The 25397-nt window shown below is 65.7% G+C and carries 21 protein-coding genes and 2 tRNA genes; 7 read left to right on the top strand and 16 right to left on the bottom strand.

Annotated features, from left to right (window positions below):
- Positions 1-78 precede the first annotated feature (78 nt).
- Positions 79-738, top strand: a complete 660-nt coding sequence (locus EYW47_RS05565) for an amino acid ABC transporter permease (RefSeq protein WP_133193870.1) — start codon at positions 79-81, stop codon at positions 736-738.
- 90 nt (positions 739-828) lie between these two features.
- Here the strand turns inward: EYW47_RS05565 and EYW47_RS05560 are convergent, their stop codons facing one another.
- From EYW47_RS05560 to EYW47_RS05550, 3 genes are all read right to left on the bottom strand, one after another.
- Entirely contained in the window at positions 829-1830 is a 1002-nt protein-coding gene (locus EYW47_RS05560) for a Gfo/Idh/MocA family protein (protein WP_133193869.1), read from the bottom strand.
- 210 nt (positions 1831-2040) lie between these two features.
- Positions 2041-2760: a FadR/GntR family transcriptional regulator gene (locus tag EYW47_RS05555; RefSeq protein ID WP_133193868.1), complete on the bottom strand. Its 720-nt coding sequence runs from the start codon at positions 2758-2760 to the stop codon at positions 2041-2043.
- 347 nt (positions 2761-3107) lie between these two features.
- Entirely contained in the window at positions 3108-4712 is a 1605-nt protein-coding gene (locus tag EYW47_RS05550) for a mannose-1-phosphate guanylyltransferase/mannose-6-phosphate isomerase (protein ID WP_133193867.1), read from the bottom strand.
- A gap of 790 nt (positions 4713-5502) precedes the next feature.
- On the opposite strand from EYW47_RS05550, the gene EYW47_RS05545 reads away from it, so the two are divergent.
- Together EYW47_RS05545 and EYW47_RS05540 are read left to right on the top strand one after the other, a co-directional pair.
- On the top strand, positions 5503-6237 hold the full coding sequence (locus EYW47_RS05545) for a Crp/Fnr family transcriptional regulator (RefSeq protein WP_028216738.1): 735 nt from the start codon (positions 5503-5505) through the stop codon (positions 6235-6237).
- Between the two features lie 46 nt (positions 6238-6283).
- Positions 6284-6502: a hypothetical protein gene (locus tag EYW47_RS05540; protein ID WP_133193866.1), complete on the top strand. Its 219-nt coding sequence runs from the start codon at positions 6284-6286 to the stop codon at positions 6500-6502.
- A 161-nt stretch (positions 6503-6663) separates the two neighbouring features.
- On the opposite strand, the gene rpiA is transcribed toward EYW47_RS05540, so the two are convergent.
- The 4 genes from rpiA to rnr all read right to left on the bottom strand — a co-directional run bounded on the left by rpiA (position 6664) and on the right by rnr (position 12023).
- Complete coding sequence (rpiA, locus tag EYW47_RS05535; RefSeq protein ID WP_133193865.1) at positions 6664-7359, bottom strand: ribose-5-phosphate isomerase RpiA; 696 nt, start codon at positions 7357-7359, stop codon at positions 6664-6666.
- A 173-nt stretch (positions 7360-7532) separates the two neighbouring features.
- The gene (locus EYW47_RS05530) at positions 7533-8513 is read right to left on the bottom strand and encodes an N-acetylmuramoyl-L-alanine amidase (RefSeq protein ID WP_240763558.1); all 981 of its coding nucleotides are present in this window, start codon (positions 8511-8513) and stop codon (positions 7533-7535) included.
- Positions 8514-8525: 12 nt separating this feature from the next.
- Positions 8526-9269, bottom strand: coding sequence for a 23S rRNA (guanosine(2251)-2'-O)-methyltransferase RlmB (gene rlmB / locus EYW47_RS05525; RefSeq protein ID WP_133193864.1), 744 nt, complete (start codon positions 9267-9269; stop codon positions 8526-8528).
- 246 nt (positions 9270-9515) lie between these two features.
- Positions 9516-12023, bottom strand: coding sequence for a ribonuclease R (gene rnr, locus EYW47_RS05520; protein ID WP_133193863.1), 2508 nt, complete (start codon positions 12021-12023; stop codon positions 9516-9518).
- Between the two features lie 403 nt (positions 12024-12426).
- On the opposite strand from rnr, the gene EYW47_RS05515 reads away from it, so the two are divergent.
- The 3 genes from EYW47_RS05515 to EYW47_RS05505 all read left to right on the top strand — a co-directional run bounded on the left by EYW47_RS05515 (position 12427) and on the right by EYW47_RS05505 (position 13287).
- Positions 12427-12513: transfer RNA gene (locus EYW47_RS05515), tRNA-Leu, on the top strand.
- Positions 12514-12701: 188 nt separating this feature from the next.
- Positions 12702-12788 (top strand) — tRNA-Leu (locus EYW47_RS05510).
- A gap of 241 nt (positions 12789-13029) precedes the next feature.
- Positions 13030-13287 (top strand): hypothetical protein, encoded by a 258-nt coding sequence (locus EYW47_RS05505; RefSeq protein ID WP_133193862.1) that lies wholly within the window; start codon positions 13030-13032, stop codon positions 13285-13287.
- 18 nt (positions 13288-13305) lie between these two features.
- Here EYW47_RS05505 and oxlT read toward each other — a convergent pair whose 3' ends face one another.
- The 8 genes from oxlT to EYW47_RS05465 form a co-directional block, all read right to left on the bottom strand.
- Positions 13306-14631 carry an oxalate/formate MFS antiporter gene (gene oxlT, locus EYW47_RS05500; RefSeq protein ID WP_240763557.1) on the bottom strand — a complete coding sequence of 442 codons (1326 nt, stop codon included), beginning with the start codon at positions 14629-14631 and terminating at the stop codon, positions 13306-13308.
- A 100-nt stretch (positions 14632-14731) separates the two neighbouring features.
- The gene (locus EYW47_RS05495; protein ID WP_133193861.1) at positions 14732-16126 is read right to left on the bottom strand and encodes an NAD(P)(+) transhydrogenase (Re/Si-specific) subunit beta; all 1395 of its coding nucleotides are present in this window, start codon (positions 16124-16126) and stop codon (positions 14732-14734) included.
- Between the two features lie 13 nt (positions 16127-16139).
- Entirely contained in the window at positions 16140-17726 is a 1587-nt protein-coding gene (locus tag EYW47_RS05490) for a Re/Si-specific NAD(P)(+) transhydrogenase subunit alpha (RefSeq protein ID WP_133193860.1), read from the bottom strand.
- 239 nt (positions 17727-17965) lie between these two features.
- Positions 17966-18238 (bottom strand): hypothetical protein, encoded by a 273-nt coding sequence (locus EYW47_RS05485; protein ID WP_133193859.1) that lies wholly within the window; start codon positions 18236-18238, stop codon positions 17966-17968.
- A 71-nt stretch (positions 18239-18309) separates the two neighbouring features.
- Entirely contained in the window at positions 18310-18756 is a 447-nt protein-coding gene (locus EYW47_RS05480; RefSeq protein WP_133193858.1) for a PAS domain-containing protein, read from the bottom strand.
- Between the two features lie 112 nt (positions 18757-18868).
- Positions 18869-20119, bottom strand: a complete 1251-nt coding sequence (gene frc, locus EYW47_RS05475; RefSeq protein WP_133193857.1) for a formyl-CoA transferase — start codon at positions 20117-20119, stop codon at positions 18869-18871.
- Positions 20120-20160: 41 nt separating this feature from the next.
- Positions 20161-21906, bottom strand: coding sequence for an oxalyl-CoA decarboxylase (gene oxc / locus EYW47_RS05470; RefSeq protein ID WP_133193856.1), 1746 nt, complete (start codon positions 21904-21906; stop codon positions 20161-20163).
- A 356-nt stretch (positions 21907-22262) separates the two neighbouring features.
- On the bottom strand, positions 22263-22982 hold the full coding sequence (locus EYW47_RS05465; RefSeq protein ID WP_133193855.1) for a GntR family transcriptional regulator: 720 nt from the start codon (positions 22980-22982) through the stop codon (positions 22263-22265).
- Between the two features lie 240 nt (positions 22983-23222).
- Between EYW47_RS05465 and EYW47_RS05460 the strand changes: the two genes are divergently transcribed.
- Positions 23223-23606: a hypothetical protein gene (locus EYW47_RS05460; RefSeq protein ID WP_133193854.1), complete on the top strand. Its 384-nt coding sequence runs from the start codon at positions 23223-23225 to the stop codon at positions 23604-23606.
- 83 nt (positions 23607-23689) lie between these two features.
- On the opposite strand, the gene EYW47_RS05455 is transcribed toward EYW47_RS05460, so the two are convergent.
- Entirely contained in the window at positions 23690-25381 is a 1692-nt protein-coding gene (locus EYW47_RS05455; RefSeq protein WP_133193853.1) for a long-chain fatty acid--CoA ligase, read from the bottom strand.
- Positions 25382-25397 lie beyond the last annotated feature (16 nt).

Genomic DNA, 25397 nt, shown 5'->3' with positions numbered 1-25397 from the left:
GGCGCGGGGCGGTATCGCAGGATGCCGCCCCTTGTTTTTACGGCTCGCACCGCGAGCGCTTCTCACCCGCGTCCTCCCATGCCCATCTCTACGCTCATCATCCAGTCGCTGCCGGTGCTCGCGCAGGGCGCGGTGCTGACGATCAAGTTCGCAGTCCTGTCGATGATCTTCGGGCTGATCGGCGGCGCCGTGCTCGCGCTCATGGGCATCAGCACGAATCGCGCGCTCGTGTTCATCGCGCGCGTGTACGTGAGCCTCATGCGCGGCACGCCGCTGCTCGTGCAGATCTTCGTGATTTACTACGGATTGCCGAGCATCGGCATCTCGCTGGACCCTACGCCCGCCGGCGTGATCGCGCTCTCAGCGAACGTGGCGGCCTATCTCTCCGAGAGCATGCGCGGCGCGATTCTCGGCATTCACCGCGGCCAGTGGCTGGCAGCGTATAGTCTCGGCCTCTCGCGGCGCCAGACACTGCGCTACGTGATCGCGCCGCAGGCGCTGCGCATTGCGGTGCCGAGCCTCTCGAACAGTCTCATCAGCCTCATCAAGGACACCTCGCTCGTCTCGGTCATCACCGTGACCGAGCTGCTGCGCAGCGCCCAGGAGATCATCGCTTCGACGTATCAGCCGCTGCCGCTCTATCTCGCGGCAGCCGCCGTGTACTGGGTGCTCTGCCAGGTGCTCGAGTGGATCCAGCACTGGTACGAAAAGCGCCTCGCCCTGCCCTCACGGCATTGAGCGCCATCCATTGCCGCTGGGCGCCGCCTGGCGCGCCCGAGCGGCAAAGCGACCCCAAGCCTCGCCGCGCGGGGCCGCGCCTCTTCCCCTTCACTCGCAGTCAAAACGCAAGCCGAGCGCCGCGCGCGCGGCGTCGGCCATCGCAATCATGCGCCGCGAGGTTTCGTGCGGCATGACCGGGCTCTCAAGCGCCCCAGCGCGCAGCAACTCGCAAAAGTGCGCGGTCTCGTAGTTCAGGCCGCCGCCATCGAAGGGCTCGTCGAGCTCGACCGTGCGTCCGTCGACATAGCGGATCGTCGCGCGCACCGGGTTCCACCAGTTCGCATGGATCGTCACGTTGCCGAGCGGCCCCGCCAGCAGCGCGTCGCCGAAGCCATGCAGGTCGAGCCCGCAAAAGAGCTGCGCGATACCGTTTTCGTGCTGGCAATTGAGGCTTGCAAACGTATCCACGCCGGTCGCGCCGAGGCGTCCGATGGTCTGCACCTCGCGCGGCGCGCCTAACCAGTCAACGGCCAGAAACATCTCGTACACGCCAATGTCGAGCAGCGCTCCGCCCGCATGCTCGAACGAGAACGACGGATGATCGGCGGCAACGTTGGCGACCGAGCAGCCCGCGCGCACGAGACCCACCGGGCCGATGGGATCGGCTTGCAGATGCGCGCGCAAGGCGCGATAGAGCGGATAGAACGGCGGTTTCATCGCCTCCATGAAGAGGCGCTGCGCGCCGTGCGCGGCGTCGAGCACGCGCTCGAGTTGCGCGGCATTCACCGTCGCCGGTTTTTCGCAGAGCACGGGCAAGCCCGCTTCCAGCGCGGCGATCGCGTAGTGTGCGTGGCTGTCCTGCATCGTCGCGATATAGACGGCGTCGATGCCGCTCGCGAGCATCGCCTCGAAGCTCGGGCACGCGGCGGCGCCGAACTCTTGAGCAAGCGCCTGCGCCGGCGCCGCGCGGCGCGACCACACCGCGCTCACGCGCGCGCCTGGCACGTGCGCCACGCCCTGCGCGAAGCGCCGTGCGATGCGGCCCGCACCCACGATGCCCCAACGTATCGTCTCGGGATTGGTCCCGCTGCTATTGACTGAGTCGCTCATGCCTTGCCTCGTATTGCCGATCGCCGAACGCTGTGCGCGTCAGCGTGTTGCGTCATCCGCCTCATCAGCGCGCTGGGCGCGACGAGGCAAAGACTCGCACGATACTGGCTCGCACGCGCGCAGGCAACTTCACAGGCAACCAGGCAGGCAAGGCAGCGCGCGCCCGGAATCAAACAACGGGCGGCGCGTGCAGGAAACGGACAAGGCGCGCTAGCGCGGCTCGACAGCCTCGGACGCGAGTGAGCGGTGGAGTTCGTCGGCGGTGAGGGCGATCATCGCCGACGCGGCCGCGCGTGCTTCCTCGGGCGCGCGCCGCTCAATCGCGTCGACCACGGTGCCGTGCGCGTTGACGACATTGAGCCAGCCGTCCTCGCGCTGGCTCAGAATGGGATTGACGAGCGTGAGCGCGCCGCGAATGATCGCCGCCATCTGCTGATAGAACTGATTGCCGCTCGCCGCGAGAATGCGCGTGTGCAAGAGCGTGTCGGCCGCTTCGCAGCCGGCGTCGCCGGGACTCGTCTGGCGCAGCGCCTCGAAGGCGTCGCGCATGCCCGCAAGGTCGGCCGCGCTCGCGCGCTCCGCTGCGAGCGCGCACGCGGCAGGCTCGATCAGCGCACGGAACTCGATCACGTCGCGCAGGAAGGTCTTGTCCGGCTTCGCGCGAAAGCGCCAGCTCACCACGTCTTCGTCGATCATGCGCCAGTCGCGCATGGGCCTGATGCGCGTGCCGATCTTGGGCCGCACGTCGAGCATGTGACGCGCGAGCAACATGGACAGCGCTTCGCGCATGACCGTGCGGCTCACGTCGAACTCCTTGGACAGGACGTCCTGCGGCGGCAGAATCGCGCCGTAACGTTCCTCGACGATGCCCGAAATCAGGCCATCCATGACCTTGCTCACGAGTGAGCGTTCCTTATTCCCGAGTTCCATGACCCCTCCCCCCGATGCGGCGTAATCGCCCTGTTTGACGGTTGCAGCGCGGGCCTCGTGCTTCGTCGAACTTAGTCATACGTTGCCATGCGAATTGCATAATCCGCCAGCCAGGATATCTCCTGACGCAAAAATCGCGCGACAAACGCCCAGTTCGTACGAGCCTTTCCCCGATCGGCCCTTCGTTTTCCCGAATTTTGTGATTTACAGTCTTTCGTTGTCGATTCGTAAGCAGTCTGTATGAATCGTCCACTTACCGTTTTGTCATGCCGCCGCGCCATCATCGGCATGACGATGATGGCGCGGCGTCCTCCCGTGCATATGCAGTGCTGCCCCGGCAATTTGCCTCAACGCGGCGCGGTGGTGCCAGCGTGCTCTCCCGCACGTCCGTACTGATCGTCGAAGCGCACGATGTCGTCCTCGCCGAGATAGCAGCCCGACTGCACCTCGATGATCTCGAGCGGCGTCTTGCCCGGATTTTCGAGCCGGTGCTTCACGCCGAGCGGAATGTAAGTGGATTCGTTCTCAGAGATCAGGAACACCTCGTCGCCGCGCGTGACGCGCGCCGTGCCGCGCACGACCACCCAGTGCTCGGCGCGATGATGATGCATCTGCAACGAGAGCTGCCCGCCCGGCTTCACGACAATGCGCTTGACCTGGAAGCGCTCCCCGCGATCGACCGAGTCGTAGCAGCCCCACGGCCGCTCGACGCGGCGATGATGCTGCGCCTCCTCGCCGTGCTGCGCCTTGAGCTTGCCGACGATCGCCTTGACACTCTGCACCCGGTCCTTGGCCACGACCAGCACGGCATCGGCCGTCTCCACCACCACCACGTTGTGCACGCCCACGCAGGCGACGAGCCGGCCATCCGAATGCGCGAAGCTTTCGCTCGAGTCTTCGAACAGCACGCGCCCGCGCGCGACATTGCCGCTCGCGTCCTTCTCGGAGACCTGCCAGACCGCATCCCACGCGCCGACGTCCGACCAGCCCGCCACGAGCGGCACGACCACGCCTGCGAGACGCGCGTCGGCGCCCACGGACTCCATCACCGCGTAGTCGATCGAATCGGAAGGACACGCGGCGAGCGCCGCCGCGTCGAGATGGACGGTGCCGTCCGCGTCGATGCACGCCCGTTCGAAAGCCAGCTCGCACTGCGCCGCGATGGCGGGCCGGCAGCGCGCGATGGCCGCGAGCCACACCGAGGCGCGCACCACGAAAATGCCGCTGTTCCACCAGTAGTCGCCCGAGGCGACGTAGCGGGCGGCGACATCGGCATCGGGCTTTTCGACGAAGCGCTCGATGGTGCGTGCCCCGCTTGCGCCGAGCGTGGTGCCTGCGCCTATGTAGCCGTAGCCGGTTTCCGCCCGTTGCGGCGGCACGCCGAGCGTGACGATCGCGCCGCGCGCAGCGTAGGTCACCGCGTCTTCGAGCGCGGCGGCAAACGCGGCACGATCGGCGATCAGATGATCCGCGGGCATCGCGACCAGAATCGGATCACTGTCGTTCTCCAGCACGTTTGCGTTTGCCGTTGCCGCTGTTTTCGCCGCTGTTTTTTCCACTGCCTGCGCGGCGCATGCGGCGAGCGCGGCAACCGTGAGCGCCGGCGCGGTATTGCGCGCGACCGGCTCGAACACGACACGCGCCGCCATGCCGCTGCGGCCGAGGCGGTCGGCCGTCATGTGGCGCAGCTCTTCGCTGCTCACGACGAGCGGCGCCGCCTTGCGCACCTGCGGGCCGCCGCGCGCGTATACCCCATCGAGGCGGCGCACGGTGGCTTCGAGCAGCGACTCGCCGTCGAGCAAGTCGATCAGCTGCTTGGGACAGTGTTCGCGCGAGAGCGGCCACAGCCGCGTGCCCGAACCGCCGGCCAGCACCACGGGCTGGACGACGAGTGCAACTTCGGGTTCATTGGCAGCGGCAATCAAGCCGGCCGGCGTGACGACCTGGTTCATGCGGGAAGCTCCCGTTCGGATGTCTGGTCCCGGACCCACGCGCGCGCCATATGGCCCACGCGCCGCCTCGGTGTTCGGACTCCATTGGAGCAAAGCGCGGCAGCCGATTCTGTACGCATACCCACACTGACCGCTCGCTACCGCACTTGCGGCTCGCCAGCGGGCAAAACGGCGTTGTGCACGCCCGTCTCGCACTTGCCGGGCCGTTGCGCGGGCAACGCCTGGCCTCTTCGTCAGCGGTGCCTTGCGTAACGTGATGGGTCGTAACGCCGTCATGTTTCAGGAGCGTACGTTTCTGCGCAGATCGCCTGCGGTGCAACGCAGCTGAATCAATTTCGAACAGTTCCACGCACGTCCCGGCCGCACGGCCATCGGCCCCGGGTGCGCGTGTTTCAGCATGGAGTCATTTTCGAACACACCCTCCGCCACCCCGAATAACTCAAGAAATTCAATCACTTGCCCCTGTGCGGAACGCTCGGCCGACGGCTGCGCGCCGGTGAGCCGTCGTACATATTTGAAACAAAAACCCGGGGTTACACCGGCGCGCTCAGGACGTAACGCCCGCAAAGCCGCGCAAGCACAAGGTTTGAGACTCTCTGGCACACACCCTGCTTAGTGGGAAGCGCCACACAGGCGTGACGCATACAACCGATATCGCGAACGCACTCGGGACTATGGGGCCGGCACGACGAACCAATAGCCGCTACGGGAAGCGGCATACAACAAATGGTTCGGCGGCCGGAATGACAAGACAAGAGGCGGCGAATGCTGCTTCGCACGAGGACCAATCATGTTGACCCTTCAATCGGACCTGCACGGCAACCACCTTCTCGGCGCATTGCCGTCGCACGAGTGGCAAGCACTCGCACCGCATCTCGAACTCGTCCATCTGCGCACCGAACAACTGCTTTGCGATTCCGGCCAGCGCATTCATCACGTCTACTTTCCGACGACGGCGATCATCTCCATGCTCTCGACGATGGAAGACGGCAGCTCCGTGGAAATCGCCGCGGTCGGCCGCGAAGGCATGACTGGCGTGCCCGTGCTCACGGGCGGCGAAACCATGCCCAATCGCGTGCAGGTGCAATGCTCGGGCTTCGCGTATCGCATGAGCGCACAAAGCCTCCGGCAACAGTTCGCGCGCTCGGATTTCCTGCGCCGCCTCATGCTGCTCTACATGCACGCACTGCTCACGCAAGTGGCGCAGACCGCTGCCTGCAACCGCCATCACTCGCTCAGCAAGCAACTGTGCCGGTGGCTGTTGATCGAGGTGGACCGCGTGGCGTCGAACGACCTGACGGTCACGCAGCAGCTCATCGCCGACATGCTTGGCGTGCGCCGCGAAGGCATCACCGAAGCGGCAGGCAAGCTGCACGACGAAGGTCTGATCCACCACAGCCGCGGCCGCATCCGCGTGCTCGACCGCAAGGGCCTCGAAGCCCGCGCCTGCGAGTGCTACGGCCTCGTGCGCCGCGAGTTCGACCGCCTGCTGCCGCGCCTTCAACAAGCGGAAACGGTGGAATGAGCCCGCGCCGGGCCGCCCCCCGGCAGAAGCGCGCTGACTCGTCTCGATGGCTGGGTTTGCAAAGCGTGCGCAACTGGGCACGCTTTGCCGCTTCGCCCGCTTCGCCCGCTTTGCCCGCTTCGCCCGCTTCGCCCGCTTCGCCCGCTTCGCCCGCTTCGCCCGTTTTGCCGTTTTGCCGTTTTGCCGTTTTGCCGTTTTGCCGTTTTGCCGTTTTGCCGTTTTGCCCGTGCCGCGACAGGCCGTGATAATCAGGATGTCTGATTAATTTCGGCGCACGACGGAAAGGTTCGCTTGATGCCTTCCCGCCCGCAGGTACCCGGCACACCGCCTGGCACCCAGTCGAAAGCGAGCGATAGCCCGCGCTCCGCGTAACGGTATGCGCGCGGGTTATCGCACGTCTTTGCTCGCCGCCGCTCGCGCGCGCTATCAGCCCTTGTGGTATTCGACGCGCTCTACGCCCGCTTCGCCGCCGATGAGGCACAGGTCGGCGCCGCGTGCCGCGAACAAACCCACGGTCACGACACCGGGCCATGCGTTGACGTGCGCCTCGAGCGTGCGCGGGTCGCTGATGCGCAGGCCCTTCACATCGAGAATCTCGTTGCCGTTGTCGGTGATATAGGGCGAGCCGTCCTTCTGCACGCGCAGCACCGGCACACCGCCGAGCGCCGCGACGCGGCGGCCGATGGCCGTGCGCGCCATCGGCACGACTTCGATGGGCAGCGGGAACTGGCCGAGCACGTCCACGCGCTTGCTCGCGTCGGCGATGCACACGAACACCTCCGACACCGAGGCGACGATCTTCTCGCGCGTGAGCGCCCCGCCGCCGCCCTTGATCATCGCGCCCGACGCGTCGATCTCGTCGGCGCCGTCCACGTACACGGGCAGCGATTCGATCTCGTTGAGGTCGAAGATCTTGAAGCCATGTGCTTCGAGGCGCGCGGTCGTCGCGACCGAGCTCGACACGGCGCCGCGGTAGCGGCCTTTGCTGGCGGCCAGCGCGTCGATGAAGCAGTTCGCGGTCGAGCCGGTGCCGACGCCAATCACGGCGCCTTCCGGCACGTGCGCGTTGACATAGTCGGCGGCGGCCTGGCCGACCAGTTTCTTGAGTTCGTCTTGAGTCATGATGGGGAACTGCCCGAGGAGAGAAAAACGCGGAAAACGCATAGTTTACCGGAGTTGCGGGCAGCCGCAGCCGCGACTACACCCGCAGTGCTTCGATCGCGAAGCATGGGATCAGAGTAAGGCGCTTTGCATGGGGCGGGAGTAAGTGCTGAAGCACTAACTCCCGCCGCGGCTCAAGGCGCGCTTTCAGCCGCGCCGGGCTGTGCGGGCGCCGCCTGATCGACGTATTTGTCGAGCAGCGCCTGCGCGATGGCATCGGTTTCGGCGTCGGGCGTGCCCGAGTAGTCACGCGGCCGGAAATGCATCTGGAACGCCGCGAACACGCGCCGCGTGCGCTCGTCGAACACGCCGTCGGTCGCGACGTCATAGCCATAGCGCGCCAGTTTCGTCTGCAGGCCGCGCACATCGGCCGGGGCGTCGGGGGCGCGGCCCGCGAGATCGGCCTTGAGCGTCGCGTCGTCGGGCCACGCGCCCACCCCCGCCTTGTAGAGCTGCTGCCACGGGAACAGCGGGCCCGGATCGATCTTGCGTTGCGGGGCGATATCGCTATGACCCACCACGCGCGTGGGGGGAATGCCGTAGCGCGTGACAATGTCCTTCGAGAGCGCGATGATCGCGGCGACCTGATCGGGCGGCCAGGGCGCCCACTCGCGCCCCTGCGGCGTGTCGCGCGGCCCCGAATTGACGTTTTCGATGCCGATCGAAGCCGCGTTCAGCTCGGTCGTGCCCTGCCACTCGCTCACGCCCGCGTGCCAGGCGCGCTGCGCCTCGGGCACGAGTTGCAGCACGACGGGCTTGCCGTCGCGCACCGGCGGATGCTGGGGAACGAGGTAATGCGCGCTCACGCTCTGCTGCGTCAGCTCCTCGAGCGAGGTGCGCTCGTCGCCCTCGGTGTAGTGCAGCACGAGAAAACGGATGCGCGAGTCGGCGCTGCGCGCGTGATATTGCGTGTCGGCGACGTAGCCGCCACGGTCGATCATCGTGGCGGGCGCACAGGCGGCGAGCGCCAGCGCGGCGAGCGAAGCGGCGCCGAACGTGCTCAATGTGCTGATCTGGCCCGCCAGGCCGGCTCCGCCAATCGCGGGCGGCGCAACGCGCGCTTTCGCGATCGCGATCCGCATCGCAGCCCGGCTCGCCTGGCGCAGAGACGTCATGGGCCGGACGCGTCAGCGGGCGGCCGCGCGTTGACGCACCGCCTCGAACAGGCACACGCCCGAAGCCACCGAAACGTTCAGGCTCTCGACCGTGCCCGCCATCGGAATCTGCATGACCTCGTCGCAGGTTTCGCGCGTGAGGCGGCGCATGCCCTCGCCTTCGGCGCCCAGCACGAGCGCGACGGGGCCGTCGAGCTTCGTCTGATAGAGGTTCGCGCTCGCGTCGCCGGCCGTGCCGACCACCCACACGCCCGCGTCCTTCAACTCGCGCAGTGCTCGCGCGAGGTTCGTGACCGTGATGTACGGAACGGTATCGGCCGCGCCGCTCGCCACCTTCGCAGCCGTGGCGTTCAGGCCCACGGCGCGGTCGCGCGGCGCGATCACCGCGTGAGCGCCGGCGGCATCGGCCACGCGCAGACAGGCTCCGAGGTTGTGCGGATCGGTCACGCCGTCGAGCACGAGCAGGAGCGGCGAGCCCTGGATGCCGTCGAGCAACTCGGCCAGGTTCTGGGCGAGCGGCAGATCGTGCACGCGCGCGACCACGCCCTGATGGCGCTCGGTGCGCGCGAGACCCCACAGGCGCGTCTCGTCCGCGGCGATGATGCGCACGCCCGCGTCCTTCGCGGCGTGCAGGAAATCCTGCATGCGGCGGTCGCGCCGCGTCGTGTCGTAGTAGACATCCTCGACCGTGGACGCGTCGTGCCGCAAGCGCGCGGTCACCGCATGAAACCCGTAAAGAACCTTGAGACGTGACATGACTTGATACAACCCCTGATGAACGGTTCGCGGCGCGCAAGGCGCGGTGCCTCTCGCCGCGAACGAGTGTGATTCCACCGGCCGACGCGCGGTCCGGGTCACGCCATGCCCGCGCCCGCGGCCACCTCGATGGCCGCCTCGGCGGCAGGCACGGCGTGTCTGGTCAAACGACCATGCGCCGCGCGGCATTCGCGGCGCGGCGCATTCATGCTCCACACGCTGCGCGCTCACGCGCGCAGCACGGCTTCAGCGCTTCTTGCGCGGTGAAGACTTCTTGACTGCCGCCTTCGATGCCGCGCGCTTTTTCGCGGTCTTGGCCGCGCTGCGCGCCGCGCGCGCTTCCTTCACGGCGGCGCTCGGCGCGGGTGCGGCCTTCTTGCGCCGCACGTCGTCGGCGCCCTGACCGCCCTGACCGCCTTGGCCGCCTTGACCTTGCGGCAGCGACCGCAAGCGCGGACCGCCGTCCGCCGCGCCACGCTCCTGCTGCTGGCCTTGCGGGCCGCGATTCATGGCAGGCTTGACCGGCGTGTCGCGCACGAGGCGGAAGTCGATCTTGCGGGCGTCGAGATCGACGCGGCTCACCTGCACGCGCACGCGGTCCGAAAGACGATAGCGGATGCCGGTGCGCTCGCCGCGCAACTCGTTCTTGATCTCGTCGTACTGGAAATAGTCCGAGCCCAGTTCCGTCACATGCACGAGGCCTTCGATGAACAGCGAATCGAGCTGCACGAAAATGCCGAACGACGTCACGCCGCTCACCATCCCGCCGTATTCCTCGCCGAGCTTGTCGCGCATGAAATAGCACTTGAGCCAGGCCTCGACGTCGCGCGAGGCTTCGTCCGCGCGGCGCTCGTTGGCCGAGCAGTGCAGGCCCAGTTCTTCCCAGATTGCCGTGTTCGCGCCGCGTGCGCGCTTGCCGCGCTTCGCCTCGTCCTCGGCTTGCAGCGCGCGGGCGCGCGGCGAGAGTGCCGTATTGAGTTCGACGCCCTCCGGCGCCGCCGGCTGATACTTCTTGCCCTGCAGGATCGCGTAGATCGCACGGTGCGTGAGCAGGTCCGGATAGCGGCGGATCGGGCTCGTGAAGTGCGCATAGGCCTCGTACGCGAGACCGAAGTGGCCGATGTTGTCCGGGCTGTAGACGGCCTGCTGCATCGAGCGCAGCAGCATCGTCTGCAGCATCTGGGCATCGGGCCGGTCGCGGATGTGCGCCATGAGCGCGGCGTAATCGCTCGCGTGAGGCGTGTCGCCGCCGCCGAGCGAGAGACCCATGCCGCGCAGGAAGGTGCGCAGGTTCTCGAGCTTTTCCGCGCTCGGCCCCGCGTGCACCCGGTACAGGCCCGGATGCTTGTTGCGCTTCATGAAGTCGGCCGCGCAGACGTTGGCCGCGAGCATGCACTCTTCGATCAGCTTGTGCGCGTCGTTGCGCTGACGCGGCACGATCTGCTCGATCTTGCCCTGCGCGTTGCAGACGATATAGGTTTCGGTCGTGTCGAAGTCGATCGCACCGCGCTTCTGGCGCGCCGCGAAGAGCGACTTATAGACACTGTAGAGGTTCTGCAAATGCGGCAGCAGCGCGGCGCGGCGCATCGCCTCCGGCCCCTTGGTGTTCTTGAGCACCGCGGCCACTTCGGTATACGTGAGACGCGCAGCCGAATGCATCACGCCGGGATAGAACTGATACGCCTTGATCTCGCCGCGCGCGGTGATGACCATGTCGCAAACCAGCACACAGCGGTCCACGTGCGGATTGAGCGAGCACAGCCCGTTCGAGAGCTTCTCGGGCAGCATCGGAATCACGCGGCGCGGGAAGTACACCGAGGTGCTGCGCTCGATGGCGTCCACGTCGAGCCCGCCGCCGGGCAGCACATAGTGCGAGACGTCGGCAATGGCCACGAGCAGACGGAAGCCGTCGCCGCGCCCGACCTTCGTCGGCTCGCAGTAGACGGCATCGTCGAAGTCGCGCGCGTCTTCGCCGTCGATGGTGACGAGCGGCACGTCGCGCAGATCGACGCGATAGCGGATATCGGCGGGACGCACGGCGTCGGGCAGCTTCGCGGCCTCGTCGAGCGCGGCCTTGCTGAACTCGTGCGGCACGCCGTACTTGCGCACGGCGATCTCGATCTCCATGCCAGGGTCGTCGATATCGCCGAGCACCTCCATCACGCGGCCTAGCGGCTGCGAGTGACGGCTCGGGAAGTCGGTGAGCTCGACCACCACGACCTGGCCGACCTTGGCCTTCTTCACGTTCTGCGTGACGAGGATGTCGTGGCCGATGCGCTTGTCTTCGGGCGCGACGATGAGCGCGCCGTTTTCGTTCAGGAGCCGCCCGATCACGCTGCGGTTCGCGCGGTCCGTGACCTCGACGATGTGCCCTTCCGGACGCCCGCGACGGTCGTAGCCGACGATGCGCGCGAGCACGCGGTCGTTGTGCATGACCTTCTGCATCTCGCCTTGCGGCAGGAACAGGTCGTCCTGGCCGTCGTCGCGCACGAGGAAGCCGTAGCCGTCGCGATGGCCCTGGACGCGGCCCGCAACGAAGTTCGACGGATGCGCAAGCTGATAGTGGCCGCGCGAGTCGAGCCGGATCTGAGCGTCGCGCTCCATCGCGGCGAGCCGCCTGAAGAACCCTTCGCGCTCCTGGCGCTTGATGGCCAGCGCCTCGGCGATATCGTTCGCGGTACAGGGCGATTCGCTGGTCCGCAGCACGCCGAGGATCTCTTCGCGGCTGGGAATCGGATAGGGATATTTGCTCAAGGGCTTGTCGATGGTTGTTCTCGTGACTTGGACGTCGGATAGTGCGCGGATACGGGAAATCATGCCGCGCCCCGGTCTTCGAGTGCTGCAACATGCGGCTGGCACAAACGGCGCGCAGATGTGCACCGCTGCGCGCTTCTGGCACACCACGCGCGGTGACGCTTTGAGCGCTTGCGCCATGCCGTCTCTACTGCTGCGAGGCATTCTAACACCCGCGCCGCACCCGGCAATTCAGCGTGCAGGCTTGCAGAGGCACGGTGCACGAGACTCGTGCACCGGACTCGGGCCCGACGGCGGCCGCGAATCTTTTTCTCAAAAGGGCCTTGACAGGCCCTACAGACACGCTAGAATCTCGTTCTCTGCTGCACGACACAACGCAGCAGCAAGTAGTAAGCGACACCTTGCCCAGGTGGCGGAATTGGTAGACGCACCAGGTTCAGGTCCTGGCGGTGGCAACACTGTGGAGGTTCGAGTCCTCTCTTGGGCACCAAGATTCAAAAAAGCCGGCTTTATGCCGGCTTTTTCATTTTCGGCGCGCGAGCAGCACTTCCCTCTGCGCTCCATGTTTCGCCGGTTCGTGCACACCGATGCAGATCTTTCGCAATGTGAAGATTTATTGAAAACATCTGTTGACAGAGTTCAGAATCGCGCTATAATCGCTGTCTAGCTTGAAGACGTGCCCAGGTGGCGGAATTGGTAGACGCACCAGGTTCAGGTCCTGGCGGTGGCAACACTGTGGAGGTTCGAGTCCTCTCCTGGGCACCACGCTGCTTCAAGTACTGAAGCTTCATTAAAAAAGCCCGCACATTGCGGGCTTTTTTGTTTTTCGCGCACATCGCCTTCCCCGCTCAGCGCCAGGACTTCGGCTCACCTCGCACAAAACGGCTGACCCGCGGACGCCGCTCAAAAAGCACCCCGTTATATTTAGTGGTATACATTGACCGCAAACGGTCGACGCCTGATGCACGTCGTCTGTACCGGACCATGCCGATAACAGGGAGACGAGATGCCAGTCGTCGTTAGCGTCGCGATCATAGCCGTGGGCTTCGGCGCCGCAGCGACATGGTTGATCGCAACCCGATTGCCAGCCGAATGGGTCGAGCGCGGCCGCAACGATGGACGCTATGCGGCGTTGTCCGCCGCAGACGAACTTGTCGAAGTGCCCGAGACCGATCCGCGCCGCGTCCAGGCGCGCACCCACTCCCGGCGTGTGCGCCGCGCGCGCGTACGCGCGACACACACCAGGACTGCGAAGCCGGGTTGAGGGTGCAAGGCTCGCGCCTTATTCTCCGGAACCAAGCGGCTCGCGAACCAACGCCCTGTCCGTACGCTTCGCGCTCACGCCCGACTGGAGAATCCAGCGCCGTCGCATCGGCTGCAAGAATACCTTCGCGCACACCCCCGCCATCATCGCGATACAGGCCGCGAATTCGAACACCATGTTCCATCCGCCGTGGAGCGCCAGCAGCGTGGCAACCGGCACCAGCAACGCGGCGGTCCCCTTCGCCGTATAGAGCGTGCCCGCATTGCCCGCCGCGTAGCGCGCGCCGAAGGTGTCCGCGCAGGTGGCCGGAAAGTTCGAGAAGATGTCGCCGTAGAACAGGAACACGAGCCCCGAGAACAGCATGAACAGGTACGGGTCGTGGCCGTAGTAGCGCAGGCCGAGCAAGGCGAGCCCCTCACCCAGGAACGTGATGAACATGGTGTTCTCACGCCCGATCCGGTCCGAAATGAGCCCGCACAGCGGCCGCGTGAAGCCGTTGCAGAGATTGTTGATCGACAGCGTCATCGTGAGGAGCGGAAGCGACGCGCTCATGAACGCCACCGGCATCGTGGCGAAGCCGTACGACCTGGCGATCGGTCCGATCTGCGCGGTCGCGATGATGCCGCCCGTGGCAACGCACACGAACATCGCGTACATCACCCAGAAGAGCGGTGCGCGGACCATCTGCCGCGTCGTGTAGTCGGTCTTCGTGGCGACGACGCGCTGCACGCCGGCCGCATGCGCAGGCGGCTTCGGACGCACCATCACCAGCGCGAGCGCCATGATGCACACGCCCTGCAACAGGCCGAAAAACACGAAGGCCGTCTCATAGCCCGAATGCTGGATCATGCGCGCGATCGGAATGACGGTGAGCGCCGCGCCCGCGCCGAAGCCCGCGGCCGTCATGCCCGCGGCGAGACCGCGCCGGTCGGGAAACCATTTGAGCGCCGTGCCCACGCAGGTGCCGTACACGCACCCCGCGCCGATACCCGAGATCACCGCCGCCACGTAGAGCACCGGCAACACGGGCGCCCATGCGTCGAGCGCCCACCCCAGCGCCACGCAGCATGCGCCGCCCATCACGACCGGACGCGGCCCGAAGCGGTCGACGAGCCAGCCCTCCACGGGGACGAGCCAGGTCTCCGTCACGATGAACAGCGAGAACGCGAGCTGAATCGCGGCCTGCCCCCAGTGATGCTTCGAATCCATCGGTACTACGAACAGTGTCCACGCATACTGCAGATTGGCGACTAGCCCCATGCAGGCGACGCCCGCCACGAGCTGCACCCAGCGGTTGTGCCGCCGCGCCGTATAAGGAACGTCGATGCGATCGGTATGTGCCACGGTTGTCTCTCTCCGTACGTTGATGCGCCGCCGTCACCGGTGGCCTCGCGCGCGGCCGGTCTCGCCGTGCCGCGCGCCATTTGCCGTGCGCGATTGCCCGTCAAGCTGTTTCGAGCTGCCTGAGCAGTGCGTCGACGCTGCCCTTTGCATCGCCGAACAACATTCGTGTGTTCTCCTTATAGAAAAGCGGATTGTCGACGCCCGCGTAACCCGTCGCCATGCTGCGCTTGGAGACCACCACGGTGCGCGCCTTCCACACCTCGAGCACCGGCATGCCGGCGATCGGGCTGCCCGCATCCTCCTGCGCGCCCGGGTTCACAATATCGTTCGCGCCGATCACGAGCACGACATCGGTGCTCGTGAAGTCTTCGTTGATTTCGTCCATTTCGAGCACGATGTCGTAGGGCACCTTCGCCTCGGCGAGCAACACGTTCATATGGCCCGGCAGGCGCCCCGCCACCGGATGGATGCCAAAGCGCACACGCACGCCCTGCGCGCGCAGCCTGCGCGTGATCTCGCTGATGGTGCTCTGCGCCTGCGCGACTGCCATGCCGTAGCCGGGCACGATCACGACCTCGGCGGCGTCGCGCAGCAGCGCCCCCACTTCCTCCACCGAGGTCGCCACCACTTCGCCCTGCGGCGCCGCGCTTGCCGTGCTGGCCACCGCCCCGAAGCCGCCAAGGATCACCGAAACGAAGCTGCGGTTCATGGCGCGGCACATGATGTAGCTGAGGATCGCGCCGCTCGAGCCCACGAGCGCGCCAGTCGTCACCAGCAGGTCGTTGTCGAGCATGAAGCCGGTTGCCGCCGCTGCCCAGCCCGAATAGCTGTTGAGCATGGACACGACCACGGGCATGTCCGCACCGCCGATCGCCATCACCAGATGCACGCCCAGCACCGCCGCAATCGCGCACATCGCGACGAGCGCAGTGAGTGCATACGGGCCCTGCGGCGCACTCACGAAGAGATAGCCGAGCGCGATGCACAGCGCCAGCGCCGCGGCATTCATGAGATGCCGGCCGGGCAGCACGAGCGGCTTGCCGCCCACCGTGCCCTGCAGCTTGAGGAACGCCACGATCGAGCCACTGAAAGTCACGGTGCCGATGAACGCGCCGACATAGATCTCCGTGTCGTGAATTCCGCGCTCGATGGCGCTAGTCGCGGCGGCGGGCGAGAGAAAGTTGGCGAAGGCGATGAGCGTTGCCGCAAGGCCGACGAAGCTGTGCAGCACGGCCACGAGCTGGGGCATTTGCGTCATCTCCACGCGCCGTGCGAGCACGGCGCCGATGCCGCCGCCCACCAGCGCGGCCCCGAGCGCGATCTCGAGCCCCGCCCCGCCCGTGACGAGCAGCGTGGCGAGCACCGCGATCGCCATCCCGCAGATGCCGAAGAGATTGCCCCGCCGGGCACTCGCCGGATGACTGAGCCCGCGCAGGCTGAGGATGAAGAGCGTGGCCGAGCCGAGCCACGCCATATTGCCGATTCCACCGAGCATGACGCCAGTCTCCTTAAGTCCGTTGGAACATCTTCAGCATGCGCTGGGTCACGAGGAACCCGCCCGCGATGTTGACCGTCGCGACCAGAAGCGCGACGCCCGCGAGCACGCTCACGACGGTGCCCGTATCCGCGCCATGGGGATGCAGCAGCGCGCCGATCACGATGATCCCGCTGATAGCGTTGGTCACGCTCATGAGCGGCGTATGCAATGCCGGCGTCACATTCCAGACGACCTGATAGCCGACGAACACGGCCAGCACGAACACCGTGAAATGCGCCACGAACGCAGGCGGTGCGACTGCGCCAAGTGCGAGCAACAGCGCGGCGGCCACGACCAGCGCGGCCAGCGGCCACGCGCTGCGCCCGCGTGCTGCAGCGGCATCGGGAGCCGCACCGCCTGCCGCAGCGTGCGCCTGCGGCCCGGCCTTCGCCGCAGGCGCCGCTGCGGCGGTCTGTGCGACCGCGGTCGGCACGGGGGGCGCCGGCCAGCACAGCTTGCCCCGCTCCATGACCGTCGTGCCGCGCTGCACGACATCGTCCATGTCGAGTATTATTTCGCCATCCTTAGTAGGCGTGAGATCGGTCAGCAGGTGGCGCAGGTTCGTCGCGTAGAGCTGGCTCGACTGGTTCGCCATGCGGCTCGGCAGATCGGTATAGCCGATCACCGTCACGCCGTGCGCATGCACGACCTCGCCCGCCCGCGTGAGCTCGCAGTTGCCGCCCTGCTCGGCGGCCATGTCGACGATCACGCTGCCCGCGCGCATGCACGCGACCATCTCCGCATCGATCAAGCGCGGCGCGGGCTTGCCCGGGATCAGCGCTGTCGTCACGATGATGTCCACCTCGCTCGCCTGGGCCTTGAAAAGCGCCATCTCCGCTTCGATGAATTTCGCGCTCATCACTTTCGCGTAGCCGCCGCCACCACCGCCTTCCTCCTCCACGTCCACGCTCAGGAACTCGGCGCCCATGCTCTCGATCTGCTGCCCGACCTCGGGCCGCGTATCGAATGCGCGCACGATGGCACCCAGCCCGCGCGCCGCGCCGATGGCCGCGAGACCGGCCACGCCCGCGCCGATCACGAGCACCTTCGCGGGCGGCATCTTGCCCGCGGCCGTGATCTGGCCAGTGAAAATACGTCCGAAATGCTGCGCGGCCTCGATCACGGCGCGATAGCCCGCCATGTTCGCCATCGAGCTCAACGCATCGAGCTTTTGCGCGCGCGAGATGCGCGGCACACAGTCCATCGCGAGCACCGTCGCGCCACGGGTGGCGAGCACGTCGAGCAGCGCGCCGCTTTGCGCTGGCCAGATGAAGCTGATGAGCGTCGCTCCGGTCTTCAGGCGCAGCGCCTCCTCGATCGACGGCGGACGCACCTTCAGCACGATGTCGGCGTTGGCCCAGAGCTCGAGCGCGCCATCGACGATGCATGCGCCCGCCGCGCGATACGCGTCGTCGCCGTAGGATGCTTTGTGGCCGGCCCCGGCTTCGATCTCGACCTCATAGCCGAGTTTGATCAGTTGTGCGACGCTTTCCGGCGTTGCCGCCACACGGCGTTCGTTTTCGAAGGCTTCGCGGGGCACTGCGATGGTCATTGCCATGACGAACCTCCGCGCATGGATGTAGCGCTATCGCAGACGCGAGGAATCGGCGGGGCGCAAAAGCCCCTGGCGCGCCGATGGCGTGGCCATGCTGTCATGAAACGTCTCCTGTGTCGGCCAGAGTGGGTCAAAGCGCCTGCTCCGGCCCCATGCAAGGGTGTTATTGCCCAGTTATTGGAATAGTTCGCGCGCGTCGGATGCTGCGCCGCGCGGCGCCTCGTTGCGTCTTCCCGGGACCGCTAGCGAAGCGCGTTGACTGTCCCGAGATACGTGAGCACGGCGAGCGCCGCCTTGCGGGCGCCCGCAATGGCGGCCGCCTCGCTGGCGAAGACGGTCTCGTCAGCCACACGCTGCTCGGGGAACACGGCCGCGCCCTCGCCATGCGGGCCACGCTGCCCGGACGGCTCGTCCGGGCGTGCATGGATCGCGGCAAACGCCGCCCAGCCGCCGTTGTGGATGACCTGACGGGCCGAAAGTTCGACCTCGTAATGTCCGAGTCTTTCTGTATGCATCGAAGCGCTCCGTGCGAACCTGAAGAGTGGCGTCAAGCGATCTACCGGCAACTGCGGGCGAACCCGCTGGCTCAGGACTGCTGCATGTGTGCCTGTGCCTGCGCTTCGAGCTCGGCAATGCGCTTGCGCAGATTGCGCTCCTCCTGGAAGCGCGCAGTCTCGTCGCGAATCACGGCGACGATGCCCGTCACCTCGCCTTGCTGCCCATGCAGCAGCGCGACGGTGAACGCGATGGAAAGCGCGCGCCCGTCCTTGTCGACGGCGGGCACGCGCAGCACGTCGTTGCCGTAGCGCGTCTGCCCCGTCGCCATCGTCTTGTGATAGCCGTCCCAGTGGCGGCCGCGCAGCCGCTCGGGAATGATCAGATCGAGCGTCTTGCCAAATGCCTCGTCGCGCGTATAGCCGAACATGCGGGTGGCGGCGGGATTCCAGTAAGTGATGTCGCCGGCGGCGTCCGAGATGACGATGGCGTCGCCGATCGCGTCGGCAAGTTGTTCGAAATCGATGGCGGTTGGCATGGCGCTAGACATATCTTGGGCAAAGGGGGAAAGGGTTGGGCCGGCAAAGCGCGGCGCGCGCGAAACTCACTCGCACGCCGCGCTGCGCTTGTCGGCCAGAGCGTCCCGCGCCTCAGACGGCGCGCGACTCACGCAGCGCCGCGATCTGCTGCGGCGTGTAGCCAAGGTCGGCGAGCACTTCGTCCGTATGCTCACCGAGCAGCGGCGAACCCGTGATTTCTGGCTTCAGCTCCGAGAACTTGATCGGGCTGCCCACGGTGAGATACGAACCGCGTTCCTTGTGCGGGACCTCGACGATAGTACCGCTTGCGCGCAGCGACGGGTCATTGGCAATTTCCTTCATGCTGAGCACCGGCGCGCACGGGATGTCGAACTTGCGCAGGATATCGACGGCCTCGAACTTGGTCTTGTCGGCAAGCCACGCCTCGATCACCGCGAAGATGTCGAAGATATGCGGCTGGCGCGCCTGGGCCGTCTTGTAGTTCGGATCGTCGATCCACTCGGGCTTGCCGATCGCGCGGCAGATCGGCTCCCATGCGTGCCCCTGGACCGTGAAGTAGATATACGCGTTCGGATCGTTTTCCCAGCCCTTGCACTTGAGCACCCAGCCCGGCTGGCCACCGCCGCCCGCGTTGCCGCCGCGCGGCACCACGTCGCTGAACGTGCCGTGCGGATACTGCGGGTACTCCTCCAGATAGCCCACGCGATCGAGACGCTGCTGGTCGCGCAGCTTCACGCGGCACAGGTTGATCACGCTGTCCTGCATCGAGACGGCCACCTTCTGGCCCTTGCCCGTCTTGTCGCGGCCGATCAGCGCCGTGAGAATGCCGATGGCCAGATGCATGCCGGTGTTGCTGTCGCCGAGCGCCGCCGCGCTGACCGTGGGCGGGCCGTCCCAGAAGCCCGTGGTCGAAGCCGCGCCGCCCGCGCACTGCGCGACGTTCTCATAGACCTTCAGGTCGTCGTAGTGATGGCCTTCGCTGAAGCCTTTCACCGAAGCCACGATCATCTTCGGATTGAGCTCCTTGATGCGCTCCCAGGTGAAGCCCATGCGATCGAGCGCGCCCGGGCCGAAATTTTCCACCATGACGTCCGACTCGCGAATCAGCTTCTCGAGCACCTCCTTGCCTTCCGGCTTCTTGGTGTCGAGCGTGAGCGAGCGCTTGTTGCTGTTGAGCATCGTGAAATAGAGCGCGTCGGCTTCGGGAATGTCGCGCAACTGCGAGCGCGTCACGTCGCCAGCGCCTGGCCGCTCCACTTTGATCACGTCCGCACCGAACCACGCGAGCATTTGCGTGCACGCGGGGCCGGCCTGGACGTGCGTGAAATCGATGATCTTGATGCCGTCGAGGGGTTTGCTCATTATCCAGACTCCTAATAAAAATATATCCTGACCGGGCGGATTTATTTCTTCATGGCCGCGCTTTGCGGATTCAGATTCGTGAGGCGGCCGCTCTCGGTGCCGGCCGACTCGTCGATTACTGCGTTGATCAGCGTGGGCTTGCCCGACGCGATCGCTTCAAGCAGTGCCGCGGTGAGTTCTTCAGGAGTGCTCGCCTGGAACCCGATGCCGCCAAACGCCTCGATCATCTTGTCGTAGCGCGCGCCCTTCACGAACACGGTGGGCGCGACGTCGGCGCTGCCGCTCGGGTTCACGTCCGTGCCGCGATACACGCCGTTGTTGTTGAAGACGATCGTGCAGACCGGCAGGTTGTAGCGGCAGATGGTCTCGAGCTCCATGCCGCTGAAACCGAACGCGCTGTCGCCTTCGATGGCCACGACCTGCGTGCCGCTCGTAACCGCCGCGCCGATCGCAAAGCCCATGCCGATGCCCATGATCCCCCACGTGCCCGAATCGAAACGCTTGCGCGGCTGATACATATCGATGACGGCGCGCGCGTAGTCGAGCGTGTTCGCGCCTTCGTTCACGACGTTGATGTCGGGGCGCGTCTTGAGCACGTCGCGAATCGCGCGCAGTGCGCTGTGGAAATTCATCGGCGACGGGTTCTTCTCGAGCGTCGCGGCCATCTTCGCGAGGTTCTTGCTCTTGCGTTCCGCGACGGCATCGAGCCACTGCGCGTCGGGCTTCGGAAAGTCCGCGCCCATGCCGGCGACGAGCGCCTCGACGCACGAGCCGATGTCGCCGATCACGGGCGCTTCGATCGCCACGTTGCTATCGATCTCGGTGGGCGCGATATCGATCTGCACAAAACGCTTGGGCGCCGGCGCCCCCCAAGTCTTGCCCTTGCCGTGCGAGAGCAGCCAGTTCAGGCGCGCGCCGATCAGCACGACGGCATCCGACTCCGCCAGCACGAACGAGCGCGCCGCCGAGGCGGACTGCTCATGCGTGTCCGGCAGCAGGCCCTTGGCCATCGACATCGGCAGGTACGGAATTCCGCTCTTCTCCACCAACTCGCGAATCTGCGCGTCGGCCTGGGCATAGGCCGCACCCTTGCCGAGCAGGATCAGCGGGCGCTTTGCAGTCCTGAGGACATCGAGCGCGCGCTTGACCGCTTCGGGGGCGGGCAGTTGGCGCGGCGCCGCATCCACGACCTTCACGAGCGATTGCTCGCCCTTCACGGCGTCGATGGTCTGCGCGAGCAGCTTGGCCGGCAGGTCGAGATAGACGCCGCCCGGCCGGCCCGAGACCGCCGCGCGGATCGCCCGCGCAATGCCGATGCCGATGTCTTCGGCATGAAGCACGCGGTACGCGGCCTTGGCATACGGCCTGGCCGCATTGAGCTGGTCCATTTCCTCATAGTCGCCCTGCTGCAGGTCGACGATCTCGCGCTCACTCGAACCGCTGATGAGGATCATCGGGAAGCAGTTGGTGGTGGCGTTCGCGAGCGCGGTGAGGCCGTTGAGAAAGCCAGGAGCCGAAACCGTCAGGCAAATACCGGGCTTCTTCGTCATGTAGCCCGCGATGGCCGCGGCATTGCCCGCATTCTGCTCGTGCCGGAAGCCGATGAAACGCAGCCCTTCGGCCTGGGCGAGACGCGCGAGGTCCGTGATCGGAATTCCGACCAGACCGTAAATCGTGTCGATGTCGTTGAGCTTGAGCGCGTCGATGACGAGGTGAAAACCGTCGGTCGTCGGTTGCGCTTCCTGCGCAGGGCTCTCCTGCGCGTCGTTGATGCCTGCTTCTGCCATGACGTCTCCTCTTTGTCGGGGCGTTGGGTTACTCGTGATATACAATATTCCACACACAGTATTAGTCAAGATGTTTTTTTACGCGCCCGGTTCATGCCGCGCTGCAATATGACGTGCAACGCTTATGCGAGCAGACGTCTGTGCCTTCGCTTTGATGCGGCACACAACACGATCCGCAACGCTGCGCCGAAATGCACGGGTGCAAATCATCCATTTATTACGGAGTCCAAACATATTGGGTAGCAAAAGCACGCAGATGAAAGCGCGGAACGCATGGGCTCACACCGCTGCAGCGGCGTTCAATTCATGCCCATGAATGTCCAGATGAACGGCGTGCGTCGTTGCGCGCGCCGTGCTCAATCGAGAAAGTCGCAGTTCGCCTCGACGAACAGCGCAAGATCGATCGAATGCTGGCGCACGAGCCGCTCCACTCTTTCGGTGTCGCGCGCCTCGAGCGCCTCGATGATTCGCATGTGATCCACGATGGATCTCGACGCGCGATCGCTCTGCGCGATCGTCATGCGCCGGATCGCGCGCACATGCATGAAGATGTTCTTGATGGTCTCCACGATGATCGGCGACTTGGACAGCTCCACCAGTGCCTGATGAAACGTGATGTTGGCTTCGGAGTATTCCTCGATATGCTCGGCGGGCGCGCCCTCGCCGAAGTCCGCGAACATGCGGCGCAGCCGCGCAATGTCCTCATCCGACGCGCGCTGCGTGGCCAGCCTCGCGGCAATGCTTTCGAGCGCGGCCCACATATAGATCATCTCGACGATCTCCTTGCGGGTCTTGCGCAGAATATAGACACCGCGCCGTGGCACGGTGCGCAGGAATCCTTCCTGTTCCAGCAGCGTCATGGCCTCGCGCACCGGTGTACGGCTCACGCCGAGCATTTCGGTCAGCTCCTTCTCATCGAGCCGGATTTCATCGCGGGAGCGGTAGATATCGGTTTCGGCAATCGCCTGCTTGAGCCGCGCATACGCCTGATCGCGCAGCGAGACGGTGGCGTGAATGGGTTCGAGCGTCAAGCTCAGCGGGGACAACCTCGCTTCGTACTGGGTTTCGGCAGACATCGGTGGTGTGTCTCCAACGTTGTGTTTAGCCGTTGCTACAAGCAAATTCCATATGTGCAATACAATATATCAGAAGCGAGAGCGCAACCAAGGGGGTTTACGCGCACCCCGTCCCGTTACGGCTCGTGGCGCACATTCATACACGATGCCTTATATAAATCGAAAAAAACTTTAACTATCGCTTATTCATTGGCGCTTCTACGATTGGCTCACGTCACCTGAACTTGAACGGAGGCAGCCATGAGCCACTCTTCAGCCAGCCAGAAAGCCGCGGAGCACGATCACCACTTGCACAACCAATTGAGCGCATTCAATTCCGCTTTCGCCGAGCTCGGACTGCGCTTTCGCTGGGACGCGCCCACGCTTTACGCGCTGGCGTCGATCCAGGGCGAAGCGGCACGCCTTGCGGCCTACATCGAAACGCATCATGCGCATCTGCTGAAGGCGTACAGCGTCGACTTTCTGTGCGAGGCGATTCTCGGGCGCAAGAATGCGCAGGCGCCCGGCGAATGGTCGCCGGGCCGCATCACGCAACACGCGGGATCGAAGGCGGCGCCCGCCGGGGCGCCGCTGGGAGGATGGGACTGGAGCGAGCCGGGCCTGCCGGCGCTGGCCGGGGCCTGAGGCTCGCGGGGCAGGAGGTTCGGCGCGCTTATGGCGCACTTATGGCGCGCTCGAGGCTTGCTTGAAGCATGCCTTAGCAGGCCTTAGCGCTCGGCGGCCTCCTCTTCCTGCAGCTTGCGCCAAAGGATCTTGCCACTGCCCGACTTCGGCAGCGTCTCGACGAACTGCACGATGCGCGGGGCCTTGTAAGCGGCCATGTTCTCGCGTGCCCACGCGACGATGTCGTCTTCGCTCACACTGCCGACCTGTTTCGGATCGAGCACCACGACAGCCTTCACGGTCTCACCGCGCTTCGGGTCCTGCGCGCCGATGATGCAAACCTCCTTGATCGACGGATGCCGGTACATGAGCGCTTCGACTTCGGCCGGCCACACCTTGTAGCCCGACGCGTTGATCATGCGCTTCAAGCGGTCGGTCATGAAGTAATAGCCGTCCGCATCGCGCCGCACGAGGTCGCCGGTGCGCAAAAAGCGCTTGCCGTCGCGCTCGATGAAGGCCTCGCTGGTGGCCTTGGGGTTGCCCCAGTAGCCCTGCATCACCTGCGGCGCGCTCATGATCAGCTCGCCCGCTTCGCCCTCGGGCACCTCTTCGAGCGTGATCGGATCGACGATGCGCGCATCGACGTCGTAGACCGGAATGCCAAGGCACTGCGCCTTCGGGTGCTGCGGCGGATTGATGTGCGTGGCCGCCATCGTCTCGGACATGCCGTAGCCCTCCACGAACTCGAGGCCCGTGAGATCGCGCAGTTTCTTGACCACGGCATCGGGCATGGTCGCGCCGCCGCCGCGCATCCAGGCGAGGCTAGACAGATCGTATTCGCCGATGCGCGGATTCGAAATGAAGTCGACCACCATCGTTGCGATCGCCTGCCAGCCGTTGATGCGGTAATGCTCGATCGCGCGCGCCGCCGCGTCGCGGTCCCAGCGCGGCAAGATCACGACAGTCGAGCCGTTGTAGAGCGGGCTGTTCATGCCGCCCTGCATGCCGGTCACATGAAAGAGCGGCAGCACGGAGAGCTGCACGGCATCCTGATTGCTGCTGAACCAGTTGCAACCGCCCACGGCCGTGCACATGACGCTGCGGTGCGTATGCATGCAGCCCTTGGGCTTGCCCGTCGTGCCCGACGTGTACGGCATCACGCACAGGTCGTCCGGCCCCGCGGTGAGCGCGCCGGGCGTGCAGTGCGCCGCGAGCACGTCGGCCCAGTGCGTGACGCCCGGGCCTTCTACGTGGCGCGGGGCGCTCACGAATTCGGGCGGCGGCGAGAACGGCTCGTTCTTCAAATAGTCGCTGTAGGTGGCGACGAGCAGATGCCGCAGCCCCTGTCCCGCGCCCTCGCCCACCAGCGGCGCAATGCGCGGATACAGATCCTGCGCCACGAACGCCGTGGTCGCGCCGCTGTCTTCCACGTAGTGCTCGAGCTCGTCGGTGAGGTTCATCGGGTTGACGGGCACGACCACGGCATTCGCGCGCAGGATGCCGTAATACGCGATCACCCATTGCGGGCTGTTCTGCATATAGAGCAGCACGCGGTCGCCGGCCTTCACGCCGCATTGCGTCTGCAGATAGCCCGCCACGCGCTCGGCCTCGTCCTTGAACTGCGCGAAGGTAACGGGCGTGTCGTAGAAGACGATGAACGGCTTGTCCGGGTAACGCGCGGCCGAAACCTCGGCGTTATAGAACAGGTTCGTGGCGGGAATGCTCAGGTGCGGCGAGAGTTGCGAAGGCCAGTATGGCGAGCGGGTGCGCGGTACGGCGGTGTCGGACGTGGGCATGGCAGGTATTCGTCTC

It is taken from the genome of Paraburkholderia silviterrae (assembly GCF_004353915.1).
In the GTDB taxonomy this organism is placed as follows: Bacteria; Pseudomonadota; Gammaproteobacteria; order Burkholderiales; family Burkholderiaceae; genus Paraburkholderia; species Paraburkholderia silviterrae.
Note: the sequence above shows the minus strand (reverse complement) of the source record. Positions and strands in the feature narration are given on the sequence as shown.